This is a genomic window from Flavobacterium adhaerens, from assembly GCF_040045115.1.
Classification (GTDB): domain Bacteria; phylum Bacteroidota; class Bacteroidia; order Flavobacteriales; family Flavobacteriaceae; genus Flavobacterium; species Flavobacterium adhaerens.
Genome location: NZ_JBDLZX010000002.1, coordinates 228,497 through 242,240 on the forward strand (window position 1 = coordinate 228,497; position 13,744 = coordinate 242,240).

A 13,744-nucleotide genomic window follows, 5' to 3' on the forward strand; every position below is an offset into this window, starting at 1 on the left:
TGGGGAGCTTTAAACTTTAAACGATTAAACTTTAAACAAAAAAAAATGGCAAAACAAGTATTACAATGTTCTTTCTGCGGAAGAAAGAAACCAGAAACCAATTTATTAATTGCAGGTATTGATGCGCATATTTGTGACAAATGCATCGAGCAGGCTTATGGAATTGTACTGGAAGAATTAAAAACTAATAAAGGAGCCAACCTTGTTGGAGATTTAATTTTAAAAAAGCCAAAAGAAATCAGAGCGTTTCTAGATCAATATGTTATAGGTCAAGAGCAAACCAAGAAAGTAATGTCTGTAGCGGTTTACAATCACTACAAACGTTTGATGCAACAGCAACTAGATGATGAAGTTGAGATTGAAAAAAGTAATATCATCATGGTAGGGCAAACTGGTACTGGAAAAACTTTGGTTGCCAAAACTATTGCCAAAATGCTTGATGTACCTTTAGCGATTGTTGATGCTACTGTTTTGACAGAAGCTGGTTATGTAGGAGAAGATGTAGAAAGTATTTTAACTCGACTGTTACAAGCAGCAGATTATGATGTAACGAAAGCCGAAAGAGGAATTGTTTTTATCGACGAAATTGACAAAATTGCGCGTAAAAGCGACAATCCTTCTATCACTCGTGATGTTTCTGGTGAAGGAGTACAACAGGCTTTGCTAAAATTATTGGAAGGAACTGTTGTGAATGTACCACCAAAAGGAGGGCGTAAACATCCAGATCAAAAATTTGTTGAAGTAAATACACAAAATATTTTGTTTATTGCTGGAGGTGCTTTTGACGGTGTCGAACGTATTATTTCTAAACGTTTAAATCGCCAGGCTGTTGGATATTCGACATCAAAAAATACAGATAATATAGACAAGGATAATTTACTACAATATATTATTCCTAAAGACATTAAAGACTTTGGATTAATTCCTGAAATCATTGGTCGTTTGCCTGTTTTGACGCATATGGATCCTTTGGATAGAGCAACATTGCGAGCCATTTTGACTGAACCTAAAAATGCTTTAATCAAACAATATCATAAATTATTTTTAATGGATGAGGTTGATTTTAGTATCACAGATGAGGCTTTGGATTTTATCGTTGAAAAAGCGTTAGAATACAAATTAGGTGCTCGTGGATTGCGTTCTTTATGCGAAGCTATTTTAACCGATGCAATGTACGAATTGCCAAGTTCTGAAGATAAAAAATTAGAAATTGATTTAGAATACGCTAAAGAAACATTGAATAAAAATTTATTGAAACGATTGGAAATTGCTTCTTAATTTTTAGATTTATAATTATAAAAGAATCCCATCTCATTAAAAGAGTTGGGATTTTTTTTGAGATATTTTTAGCAACATAAAAACTTCGAAATGAAAAAAATGAAACTTGAAATTGCTTGTTTTACTCTAGAATCGGCTATTATTGCCCAGCAATACGGCGCAGATAGAGTGGAACTATGTGATAATATGTCTGAGGGAGGAACTACTCCAAATTTTGAAATCGCTCAAAAAGTTCGTGCTGAATTGCGTATAAAAATGAATGTAATGATTCGCCCAAGAGGTGGTAATTTTGTTTATAATGATATTGAATTTGAACAAATGAAAGCGGATATCCTGAAATTTAAAAAGATCAATGTTGACGGATTTGTATTCGGAATTTTGAATGAAGATAATAGTTTTGCTATCGAAAGAAACAAAGAATTAGTAGAACTTGCTCGTCCAATTCCTTGTACATTTCATCGTGCTTTTGATGTGATTTATGATGTTTATGAATCTTTAGAAAAAGTTATCAATTGCGGATTCACTACCATACTAACTTCAGGACAAACGAATGATGTTATAGATGGAATAGAAGTTCTAAAAACGCTAACAGAAAAAGCTAAAGGAAGAATCGTTATTATGCCAGGAGGCGGATTACGTTCTTCTAATATTACTGTTTTAACTGATAAAGTCAAGACATCATATTACCACTCTTCGGCTATAACAGACTCTGGCGATATTGCCGATGGCGATGAAATTGAGAAGATAAAGATGCAGTTGTAATAAGATCGTTGTGTTATTTATTGAAGGATAAAATAATTTGGATAGAATAATTTGTAAATTTATAGGATAAAATAGCTCATTATGATAACAGTACAATGTATAATCGATGCTCCGATGGAGACAGTTTGGAACTGTTGGACATGCCCTGGACATATTACAAAATGGAATAACGCTTCAGATGATTGGCATACCCCATATGCTGAAAATGATTTGAAAGTAGGAGGAAAATTCAAATCGACAATGGCTTCCAAAGACGGAACAATGAGTTTTGATTTTGAAGGCGAATACACGCAAATCGAAAATTATTCATTGATTGAATATGAAATAACAGATGGTCGAAAAGTGGCTCTTTATTTTGTTAGTCTTGAGGAAGGAGTAGAAATTATTGAAAGTTTTGAACCCGAAAACGAACATCCCGAAGAAATGCAAAGACAAGGTTGGCAAGCCATTTTAAATAATTTTAAAAAATATGTTGAAGGTCTTTGAATCTAAGAATTTACAGATAGAAAACAATTTAAGCACTTATGAAAACGTTAGAATTTACTATTAGTATTGAGGCTACTCGTGAAAAAGTTTGGAAAGTTTTGTGGGACGATGCGACTTATAGAGATTGGGCTAGCGTTTTTTGTGAAGGAACTTATGCCGTTAGTAATTGGAATCAAGGAGACTCAATTCAGTTTTTAACACCAGATGGTTCTGGAATGAACAGTGTTATTTTTAAAAAAGTTGATTGTGAGTATATGGCTTTTAAGCATTTGTCTGATATAAAAGAATTTAAAGTTTTGCCCGTTGAAGAAAATATCGAGGGATGGTCTGAAGCTATGGAAACCTATAGTTTGTCCTCTAATGGAACAGGAACATTATTAGTAGGAACAATGGATTTGGTAGAAGAATATATTGATTATTTTGAAACTACTTTTCCAAAAGCCTTAGCAAGAATTAAAGAGATTTCGGAGAATAATATTTAAAATAATTGTAATTCAAAAAAATATGGCAGCAGTTAATCCTTATTTAATTTTCAATGGAAATTGCGAAGAAGCATTTCTGTTTTATAAATCTGTTTTTGGTGGTGAATTTCCTTATATCGGAAAGTTTAAAGATATGCCGTCGGACGAAAATAGCCCTAAATTGTCTGAATCTGATGCCAATAGAGTAATGCATGTTTGTTTACCAGTTGGAGACACAATGTTGATGGGAAGTGATAGTAATGACGCTAGTGGTGCAGTCATTTTTGGTAGTAATTTTTCTGTTTCTATAAATACAGATAGTACAGAGGAAGCGGATAGAATTTTTAACGGGCTTTCAGCTGGAGGAAAACCATTTATGCCTATGAATAAAACTTTCTGGGGAGCCTATTTTGGAATGTTCGAAGATAAATTTGGGATTCATTGGATGGTCAATTTTGATGAAAATCCTGCTTAATCAAATAGCTTTATGATGAAAATATTTAAAATTTTAGGACTTGGAATTCTTGGACTTATCATTTTTCTTTTGGTAGCGGCATTGTTTATTCCAAATGATTATTCGATATCAGTTTCGACTACTATCAATAAACCTCAAAAAGTTGTTTTTGATTATGTGAAAATGATTAAAAATCAGGAAAATTACAGCGTGTGGGTAATGAAAGACCCAAATGTTCAAATAGAATATACAGGCGTTGACGGAACTGTTGGAGCAAAATCTTCTTGGGTTAGTTTAGACGATAATGTTGGTGTAGGTTCGCAACAAATTACCAAAATAACCCCTAATAGAATTGATGTTGATATTCATTTTGAAAAACCAATGAAAGGAGATGATTCTGGTGCTACGATTGTCGAATCCATTTCTGAAAATGAAACCAAAATCACAAGTGAATTTTACGGACACGCTAATTATCCTATGAATTTGATGAGCTTTGCCTTTAAAGGTTTTATCAAAAAAGACCAAACTCAGAATTTGGCTAATTTGAAAAAAATTTTAGAAAACCAACCTTGATTGTAATCAAGATATGAAAAAAACACCCGTTCAAATTTGTTTTTGAACGGGTGTTTTTTTTGAATCTATTTCATCATACCTCCACCAGTTTGAATTTTATCTGTTTGGATGTTGGTATTCTCGTTTTGCATTTTTAAGTTCCCGAAATTGTAGGTTAGCGAAATTCGGAACGTTCTACTATCTCTTTTTTCCCTAAAACTAGAATTTAAATTTTCACCTGCAATTAAAGCATTTACTTCATTTTTGTTGAAAACATCAAAGCAATGCAAGCCAATTTTTAAATTCTTGTTCATGAAATCTCTATTAAACGAAACATCAAATTGCGTAATAGGTTTGGTTATGTTGTAAACTTGCCAACCTCCAGGGGGTAAATAGAAAAACATCATCGAATTTTTTATTTTCCAAGGCAACAATATTTGGGATTGAAAAGCATAATTAAAAATTCCTTTGTTCGAGTAAGGGAACTCATATCCTTTGATGTCTGACTTGATATAGTTTAAGTTTACAAAAATGTAATTCATCTCATCAATATTACTCATTCGCTTTTTAAATTCTTCTTTGCCTTTGAAGAAATAATCTAATGGGATAGGGAAGTTAGCATAAGCACTAAAAGTGTTTAAATGATCAAATTGTTGATAGGTTTGATTGCTTACGGGATCAGTCGCATCAGCATCAGCACTAAAAACAAATAGATTGTTGTCTTTTGAGGCAGTATAATTCATTCCTAGTTGAATAAATTGCAGAGCCGAAATTTTGAATTCATAATTGTTTAAATATGTTGGATCTAAGAATAAATTTCCTTGCGAAGTATTGTATTGGTCAAATGCATTGCCATTGTTTGGGTCTAAATTATTGTAATTGGGCTGGTTTATTTTTTTAGAATAAGATGCCGAAATATTAACATCATCATTCACTTCATAAATGGCACTAAGATTTGGAAAGAAATTGGTGTTTTTGAATTTTACTGGCTCTTCCAATGTATTGGTTACTCTTTTTACATGATAATCTTCAAAACGCAAACCAGCAGTAAAACTTACTTTTTTTATTTTTTTTCGAGCTTCGGCATAGAATGCTAAATTGTTTTCAGAATAATCAAAATCAATCATACTAGTTGCCGAATTGGTGTAATAATTTCCAATGTCATTTACTTGAAGGGTGTTGAATTTTCCTCCAGTACTGATGGAAAAATCTAATTTTTGAAAAGGAATTACAAAATCGTATTTCAAGTAGTAGTTCTTTAGATCGAAGTTGAGGTCATTATTAGCAAATGAGTTTTCGTCTGAAATATAATCAATCGCATTAGACTCGGTAATTGGTTTTTTATCAAATAGATTCCCAAAAGCAACAATGTCTAGCGTTTTTCCTAAAGTATCTAATTTGGTTTTAAATTGTAAACTGATTTCTTGATTGTTGTTTTTGTTTTTTGTAGTTCCTTGATTAAAATAATCAATGCCGTCGCCTGTGGTTGTAGCATCAAAAACGTTTCGGTCATTAGCATAATTACCATTGTAATTAAATAATAAATTTGATTTTTCAGTCAATTTGTAATTGGTTCCTAATCTAAAATATAAATTTCTGTTGGTAGTCACCGTAAGATTTTCTTGTTTTAGATATTCCATCGGGTTAAAAGCTGTAAATTCCTGAACAGTATTGGTTTTCGATTCACTGTCGATATAATTATATCCCAGCATGGTTTGCCAACTTAAGTTTTTTTCTTTTCCATTTAGCAGGATTTGCGGGCTTGGTTTTTGGTATTTATTAAAGTTGTAATTAATGTTGAAACTCGCATTGATCCCTTTTAGTCTTTTAGAACTAGTTACGATATTGATGACAGAGCCACTCGAATTTGCATCAAATGATGCTCCAGGGTTGTAGATAAGTTCAACTTTTTCAATGGCATTTGCGGGTAAAGTATTGAGGTAGTTTTGCAAATCATTTCCTGATAACGTACTTGGAGCACCGTCTATATAAATGGTAACTCCTTTTCCGTTTAGTGTTATGCCTCCAGTAGGAGAGGTGATTACTCCAGGAAGTTTTTTTACTGCTTCAAGACTACTACCACTGTTGAGCATGCCGTTGTCTTTTACGCTAACTGTTGTTTTGTCTGAATCTACTTTGATGTATTTTTTTTGTGAAGTTATAGTTACTTCCTTGAGTTCTGTAGATTTTTCTTTGATAGTGTCATTTTCAACTTTTGACACCTTTTCCAAACTCGGATTGGTTGCATCTTGAGCAAAAACAAATGTTGCGCTCAGGAGCATTCCTGTTAAAATTGTAGTTTTCATGTTTTGATTTTTTGATTGATGATTGTCTCATAAGACTTTCTAAAACATGAAATGTTACAGGGCTTCAAAAAAAAAATCAGGAAAAATTTTGAATATTAGTTTTATTGGTGTTTTCAACGCAACGTTTTCCTCCGCTTCCTCCACAAATACGATTGGAAGAGCAAGAACTAGTTACAATAAAAAGAGTGATTAGCAATATTAAGCTCTTCATTAGTATTTTATTAAATCTTGCATGCCCTTTAATTGTTCAAGATAATCTCTTTTGTTAGATAATCTCGGAATCTTGTGTTGTCCACCTAATTTATTGCTGTCTTTTAGCCAATCATAAAACAATCTTTCTCTTGCGACATTAATGATAAGTGGATTTAATGTCATATTATTATAGCGTTTGGCTTCGTAGTCTGAATTTAATGATTGTAGGGTATCATCTAGAATTTTTTGAAAATCCTCTAGATTTTCTGGTTTTTTCTTAAACTCAATCATCCATTCGTGTCCTCCTTTTTGCTTTTCGTTCATAAAAATAGGAGCAACCGTATAATCAATAACTTCGGTTTGGGTAAGTTTACATGCTTTTGCAATAGCTTGATCTGCGTTTTCGACCATTAGTTCTTCTCCAAAAACATTGATATGGTGTTTAGTTCTTCCAGTAATTCGAATACGGTATGGACTCAAAGAGGTAAATCGAACCGTATCACCAATCAAATAACGCCATAAACCGCCATTGGTTGTAATTACCATTGCATAATTTTTGAATAACTCAACTTCTGATAATCGAATTATTTTTTGCTCTGGTGTGCCAAAAGTATCCATCGGAATAAATTCATAAAAAATGCCATAATCTAACATTAGCAATAAATCACTTGAGTTGTTTAGATCCTGAATGGCAAAAAAACCTTCGGAAGCATTGTAAATTTCGTAGTATTTAAATTGGTTGTGAGGAAGAATTTTTTGGTATTGCTCACGATAAGGGTCAAAACTTACTCCGCCATGAAAATACACCTCCAAGTTTGGCCAAATTTCCATCAGATTGGTTTTCCCGGTTTCTTCCAGAACTTTATTCAATAAGACCAGCATCCAAGAGGGAACTCCTGCAAAACTTGTAACATTCTCATTGATAGTTTCTTTGATGATGGCATTCATTTTGGATTCCCATTCGCTCATTAAAGAAATTTTACTGCTAGGAGTACTGCTAAATTCTGCCCAAATAGGCATGTTTTCTATTAAAATTGCTGATAAATCGCCAAATAAAGTATTGTTGTTGGCATAAATTTGCGAACTACCTCCTAATCGCAAACTTTTGCCTACAAACATTTCGGATTCTTCGTTGTTGTTCAAGTACAAGCACAATAAATCTTTGCTTCCTTTGTAATGACAATTTTCTAGGGCATCTGTACTTATGGGGATAAATTTACTTTTGGCATTTGTGGTTCCGCTGGATTTGGCAAACCATTTTATGGGTTCGTTCCATAATATGTTTTGTTGGCCTTGTCTGGTTTGTTCGATATAAGGTTCTAAATCTTCATAAGTAGCAACAGGCACTCTTTCTGCAAAAGCTCTGTAGGATTTTATAGAAGCATAGTCGTGTTTTTTTCCATAAACAGTATCTTCGGATGAGCGGATTAAATTCATCAATAATTCTTCCTGAACTTCATTTGGGTACTTCAAGAAAAGCTCAATTTGGTGTATTCTTTGTTTTAAAAACCAAGATGCAATAGAGTTGATAATTGATAAAGGCATTACGATTTCTGATTTAGGATTTACTACTTTTTCCCTCTTATTTTATTCTTATAAAGGAGAATGAAATTTTTAGGACTTGAATATCGATGGACAAATGCTAACTTTGCCTTCGTACCAAAAATAGTATTTTTTTGGAAAAAACAATTTTATTTTAGTTAATATTATAACGAATAAGTAATCTTATTACTATATTCATAAATTTTAAAAACAGCAATAAAAAATGACTTACGAAGGTGTACTTACCAAAATGCAAACCGAATTTGCAAATCCGATACAGTATTATTTGGTTTTTGAGAATAGTTTTTTGAATATGAATCAGTTATTGAGCAAAGAGCTAGAAATTCGTTTTGTTGGTTATCAATGTTTGAATTGCAATAAAAAGAAAAAAATATACCGTCAGGGATTTTGTTACGATTGTTTTTATTCGAGTCCTGCTGTTGGGGATTGGATTATGAAACCCGAATTGAGTACGGCACATTTGGGGATAGAAGATAGAGACTTAGAATATGAACAAAAAGTGCAGTTGCAACCTCATATTGTTTACTTGGCATTGTCTAGTGAAGTAAAAGTTGGAGTGACTCGTAAAACTCAAATGCCAACGCGCTGGATCGATCAAGGGGCAACCCAAGCAATTTCGATTGTTGAAGTTCCTAACCGATATTTAGCTGGAATTACAGAGGTTGCTCTAAAAGACCATTTTGCAGATAAGACCAATTGGCGTAAGATGCTTCAAAATGACACTGAAGAAGTAGATTTGGTTGCAGAAAAATTAAAAGTACAAAATTGGATTCCTACAGAAGTTCAAGAATATTTTTATATTGAAAAGAATGATTTGTACGAAATGCATTTTCCAGTTTTAAATTATCCCAAAAAAATAAACAGTTTAAATCTAGATAAAACTCCAAATTATCAAGGAAAGCTAATCGGGATAAAAGGACAATATCTCATGTTTGAAGACGGAACCGTTTTCAATGTTCGAAGCTTTGAAGGGTATGTTGTGTCTATTGGAGTTTAAACGATGTGAGTATTCAAAAGGCTGAAAATAATGAAGCTTAAAAAGTTAATAGCCGTCTCTAATTACTCTGAGACGGCTATTTTATTTTGTGAAATTTTAAGGTTTTGGTTCTTCAGTTGTTTTTTTCTTTTTGAACAAACCGTTTATTAAGTCGTTTGCTTTGGCTTTAACATCTTCTTTTTGAGTGGAAGCTTTAGTAGTATCACTTGTCTTTTTGGTGTTTTTATCAAGATAATCAGTCAATGCCGTAGTTCCTTTCGAAACCAATTTCTCTTTTTGTTGTTTAGCCAATTGATTGGTCAAATTTGCTGTAGCCGATTTTAGATCGGTTGCGATTTTTGGATTGGTAAAATTACCTGTCAATACAGCATTTATAGGAATGTTTTCTAATTTTGCCGCATCAGCTGGTGATAATTTAGATATAAAAGCATTAGCTTCTTTACCTAAATATTTAACTGGAACATCAAATTTTACATCGTAATTCATACTTTGGTCAAAACCATGGGTTCCGCCTATCGTGGCTTTTATGTCCTGATATTTGATGTCAAATGGTTTTACGTTTACTTTTCCGTCTTTAAAAGTCAAAGCAGCTTTGATGTCGTTTAGGTTTACTTTGTTTAAGTCAATAAATTTAACATTCGAAGTTAATGCTTTTAATAAAGTCGAATTGTCAGCATTTAGGGTTGTAGAAAGCAATTGTCCAATCAAATCACCCGAAAGGCTGTTAAGATCTGGAGTCATTTCGGTAGCATCCAAATTTCCATTCAATTTGATGTTGGTATTTATTTTACCATTAACAACACCTGCAAGAGGAGCTATTTTTTTTAACATGTCCAATTGAGTGAAACTTTGTTGAATATCTACTTGGTTTAAGTTTAGATTCATATCAAAAACAGGGGTTTTACCTTTGGTCGAAACAGAACCATTTGCACCAATATTCCCTCCAAAAATAGATGTTTTGATATCTTCTAAAGTAACTTTTTCGTCTTTAATAGTCATTTTACCCGAAACTGCTTTCAGCGTTAAATTGTCATACAAAACCGTATTGGCTTTGGCTGCTAGAGTGCAATTTAGAAATGCTGGAATTTTTAGCGGTTCTGATTTTGTTGTAGTTGTTGTAGTTGTTTCTGCTTTTGTCTCTGTAGTGTTTGGAGCTGTACTTGTTGTCATAAAATCACTTACAGCTAATTGATTTGAGGACAGGTTGAAATTTCCTTTTAGCTCTTGTTTTCTAAACATAAAACCATAAAAATTATCCAAAACCCCTGTTACGCTTAGGTCGCTTTTTCCAGTTTTTGCATTAAATTGTTTTAACTGAATTTGATTTGGGTTAAATTGAACCAAAGCATTGCTAATACTCATATTCTTGCCATTTCCATCATCATAGTTAAATCCTGTTAGACCTATAGTTCCTGCATTACTAATGTTTTGGTATTGACTTTTTTCTACCGAAGCCATATCAAATTTGGTAGTTACATTGGCTTTCAATATTCCGGTAAGTGGTTTTTCTAGCTGAATAGGGTAGGCTTTTGAAAGATTTCCTAGATTGATAGTTCCCTTCAATGCTGCATCAACTAATGCATTTGTACTAATGTTTTTAATATTGGCTTTGGCATCAAAAACATCTTGATCGATTCTAAATGAAAGTTTGTTTAAGTTTACATAAGTGTCGTTCATAATACCAGTTTCATTTACTATTTTGGTGTCAATTACGATACTTTGAACTGATTTTGGTAAGTTCGGATATTGGAATGATCCGTTGTGGGAGGCAATTGCAATATTGAATTTTGGTATAGTTGTATCAGTAAGCATTCCTTTGGCGAATCCATTAACGGTAAAATCTCCTGTAGTTTTTACGCCGTCTAAACTCGATGCATAGGCTGATGGAATTAGCCCCAAGAAGTTCTTGAAAGAAGATGTTGGGGTTTTAAATTTTAAATCATAAACTTGTCCCGCTTCAACCATTTGAATAAAACCATCGAATTCTAAAGGCAATTGATTGATCAGGGCTTTGTTTTCTTTGAAAGTGTATTTACTTTGTTCTAAATCAATTCCTAAAATGGCATCCAATGCTAATGAAACATTTTTCATATAATTGATTTTACCCATATCAAAAGATACTTTTGCGGTAGTTTTGGTATCCAAATCTAATTTTGAAGCGTTAAAATCTCCTGTTCCTTCGTGATTCAAGCTGTCGATTATCATTCGCATTTGTGAACCTTCATCAAAATACTGAAATTTGAAATTCTCGATTTGATACTTTTGAATTTTCAAAGACATTGGATCACTTTTGGTGTCAGCTTCTGTCGGCTTGTCTTCTTTTAATGCGATGTCAAAATTTCCAATTCCGTCTTTGTTGAAAATAATATTGATATAACCGTTTTTTGAAGATATACCTTCGATTTGCATGGCTTCTTCTTTGCCTTTAAACAATTCTTTGATAGACATTTTCAAATTCAATTCACCCAATGAGACTAAAGTGTCGCCTTCAAAAGGAGCTTTGTTGATGATTAATAATTGCTCCAAGGTTACAGTTGCTTTTGGAAAGTTTTTAAATAAACTTAAGTCAGCATCCGAAAAGGAAACTTTTGCATCAACTTTCTCATTAATAGTTTCGGTGATTTTGGCTTTTATTTGATCTTTAAATAAAAAGGGGGTGGCAAATAAAATTGCTACCAATAAGACAAGCGTAATTCCAACAATTTTTAAAATTTTCTTTTGCATAGTAGGTTCAATAGTTTGGGTTATTTTTTACAAAAATAAGAGATTCTTAATTAGGGGAAGGGTAAAAATTTCATAAAACAAACCCTTTCTGTTGATAACGGAAAGGGTTTGGTGTTTATTTTGGATAACAAAATTAGTGCATAGAAATTTCAAAAGGCATTCTGGCTTGAATTCCTTTTTGGAGTTGCATTTTCTTGATTTGTTGAATCATGAAATAATTTTGTTCTCCAATTTCTTCTTTGAGTAATGTTTCTTTAGATTTTGCAAAAGGAATTTTTGCAAATACACTAGAGAGATCTTTTTCGTATTCTGGAAAGTTTAGTGTTGAGTAATCTTTTATTTTGGCTAATGAGGCAGCTTCTTTCAAGGCATCATTCAGGTTTCCAATTTTATCCACTAAACCAATTCTTTTTGCTTCCATTCCTGTCCAAACTCTACCTTGTGCAATAGAATCGACTTGTGCAAAAGTCATATTGCGACCTTCGGCTACATGAGTTACAAATGTTTTATAAACTCTTTCAATGCTTTCAAGAGTAACTTGTTTGTATTTTTCGTTTAAGGGTACAAACGGGCTGTAATTGGCATTGTCATTTGTTGTGATTTGTTCGGTGTTAATGCCGATTTTTGTTGCTAACTGATTGAAATTTGGCAAAACACCAAAAACCCCTATAGATCCTGTAATGGTGCCTTTTTCGGCAAAAATAGTATTGGCATTACAGGAAATGTAATAACCGCCAGATGCGGCATAATTCCCCATCGATACTACAACAGGTTTTGTTTTTTTGGTTAATTCAATTTCTCTCCAAATCAAGTCTGATGTCAAGGCACTTCCGCCTGGACTATCAACCCTTAGAACAACAGCTTTGATATCTTTGTTTTTTCTAGCTTCCTGAAATGAACGTCGCATAGAACCTTCGCCAATTACATCTACATCACCTTCACCACTTTGTATTTCGCCCTGTGCATAAATAACGGCAATTTGATTGTCTGTTTCAGATAGTAAGGCAGTTGTAGCTACTTTTTTGGCATAATCGGAAATTTTTACTTTGTTGTAGTCTTCGGTTTTTGCGACTTTCAAAGACTTTTTTATTGCTTGGTGGTAAACATCTTCGTAGGCAACAATGTCAACTAGTTTATTGGCTTTTGCCATTTCTGGAGTACGTGCCAATAATCCTGTAGCAATTTCGTTTAATCGAAGGATCGAAATATTTCTGCTAGCAGAAATGTCTTCGAGAACAGAATTCCAAACCGAATTTAATAAAGCGGTTGTTTGTTCTTTATTGGCATCGCTCATTTTATTTTCAAGAAAAGGTTCTACGGCACTTTTGTATTTTCCATGGCGAATTACTTCCATTTTTACCCCTGATTTTTCTTGTAAATCTTTGAAAAACATTATCTCTGTAGATAATCCTTTAAAATCTAATTCTCCAGCAGGGTTTAAATAAATGGTATTAGCAACCGAATTTATATAATAGTCTTTTTGGCTAAATTCATTGGCGTAGGCCATAACAAATTTTCCTGATTTTTTGAAGTCTTCTAATGCTTGTCTCAGCTCTTTGCTTTGAGCGATACCTAGAGATGCATTTTGATTTACAATTGATATACCGCTGATATCAATATCCGTTTTGGCTGCTGAAATAGCATTGATAATGTCGGTAAGTCCTACTTTGTTGCTTTCTGAAAAAACATCTACCCAAGGGTCTTTGTATTTTCCAGCATAATCATTGGATATGTTTTCTAAATTCAATTCAATAACTGTGTTGTTTTTTACTTCAACGGTATCAGATTCATTGCCAAAAAAGGCTGTGATGAATACAATTCCAAAGAAAAACAACATGAAAAAAATAAATATACCAACAATGGTAGCTATTACATTTCCTAAAAATCTCATAAAAAATAGTTTACTGATTTGTATTTAAAAGTGTTAATTCGTTACAGTTATGTGTAAAAATAAATTGTATTAGAGTGT

The 13,744-nt window shown here is 32.9% G+C and carries 11 protein-coding genes; 7 read left to right on the top strand and 4 right to left on the bottom strand.

The genetic code is table 11. The annotated features are described in order from the left end of the window. Nucleotides 1-45 precede the first annotated feature (45 nt). The 6 genes from clpX to ABEB18_RS03720 all read left to right on the top strand — a co-directional run bounded on the left by clpX (nucleotide 46) and on the right by ABEB18_RS03720 (nucleotide 4,014). Nucleotides 46-1,278, top strand: coding sequence for an ATP-dependent Clp protease ATP-binding subunit ClpX (gene clpX / locus ABEB18_RS03695; RefSeq protein ID WP_348797710.1), 1,233 nt, complete (start codon nucleotides 46-48; stop codon nucleotides 1,276-1,278). Nucleotides 1,279-1,368: 90 nt separating this feature from the next. Then, nucleotides 1,369-2,040, top strand: a complete 672-nt coding sequence (locus ABEB18_RS03700) for a copper homeostasis protein CutC (protein WP_348797711.1) — start codon at nucleotides 1,369-1,371, stop codon at nucleotides 2,038-2,040. Between the two features lie 81 nt (nucleotides 2,041-2,121). Beyond that, a complete protein-coding gene (locus ABEB18_RS03705; RefSeq protein ID WP_348797713.1) occupies nucleotides 2,122-2,526 on the top strand; it encodes an SRPBCC family protein in 405 nt (134 codons plus the stop codon). A 38-nt stretch (nucleotides 2,527-2,564) separates the two neighbouring features. After that, nucleotides 2,565-3,008: an SRPBCC family protein gene (locus ABEB18_RS03710; RefSeq protein ID WP_348797714.1), complete on the top strand. Its 444-nt coding sequence runs from the start codon at nucleotides 2,565-2,567 to the stop codon at nucleotides 3,006-3,008. A 22-nt stretch (nucleotides 3,009-3,030) separates the two neighbouring features. Beyond that, nucleotides 3,031-3,462 carry a VOC family protein gene (locus ABEB18_RS03715; RefSeq protein ID WP_348797715.1) on the top strand — a complete coding sequence of 144 codons (432 nt, stop codon included), beginning with the start codon at nucleotides 3,031-3,033 and terminating at the stop codon, nucleotides 3,460-3,462. Between the two features lie 12 nt (nucleotides 3,463-3,474). Then, nucleotides 3,475-4,014: an SRPBCC family protein gene (locus ABEB18_RS03720; RefSeq protein ID WP_348797716.1), complete on the top strand. Its 540-nt coding sequence runs from the start codon at nucleotides 3,475-3,477 to the stop codon at nucleotides 4,012-4,014. A gap of 65 nt (nucleotides 4,015-4,079) precedes the next feature. Here ABEB18_RS03720 and ABEB18_RS03725 read toward each other — a convergent pair whose 3' ends face one another. Both ABEB18_RS03725 and ABEB18_RS03730 read right to left on the bottom strand, forming a co-directional pair. Then, entirely contained in the window at nucleotides 4,080-6,299 is a 2,220-nt protein-coding gene (locus tag ABEB18_RS03725; protein ID WP_348797717.1) for a TonB-dependent receptor domain-containing protein, read from the bottom strand. A 210-nt stretch (nucleotides 6,300-6,509) separates the two neighbouring features. Further along, nucleotides 6,510-8,036: a GH3 auxin-responsive promoter family protein gene (locus ABEB18_RS03730; protein WP_348797718.1), complete on the bottom strand. Its 1,527-nt coding sequence runs from the start codon at nucleotides 8,034-8,036 to the stop codon at nucleotides 6,510-6,512. A 220-nt stretch (nucleotides 8,037-8,256) separates the two neighbouring features. Here ABEB18_RS03730 and ABEB18_RS03735 point away from each other — a divergent pair, with 220 nt between their 5' ends. After that, complete coding sequence (locus ABEB18_RS03735; RefSeq protein WP_348797719.1) at nucleotides 8,257-9,051, top strand: DUF2797 domain-containing protein; 795 nt, start codon at nucleotides 8,257-8,259, stop codon at nucleotides 9,049-9,051. 96 nt (nucleotides 9,052-9,147) lie between these two features. Here the strand turns inward: ABEB18_RS03735 and ABEB18_RS03740 are convergent, their stop codons facing one another. Next, on the bottom strand, nucleotides 9,148-11,775 hold the full coding sequence (locus tag ABEB18_RS03740; RefSeq protein WP_348797720.1) for an AsmA family protein: 2,628 nt from the start codon (nucleotides 11,773-11,775) through the stop codon (nucleotides 9,148-9,150). Nucleotides 11,776-11,908: 133 nt separating this feature from the next. Continuing rightward, nucleotides 11,909-13,666, bottom strand: coding sequence for a signal peptide peptidase SppA (gene sppA / locus ABEB18_RS03745; RefSeq protein WP_348797721.1), 1,758 nt, complete (start codon nucleotides 13,664-13,666; stop codon nucleotides 11,909-11,911). Between the last annotated feature and the right edge of the window lie 78 nt (nucleotides 13,667-13,744).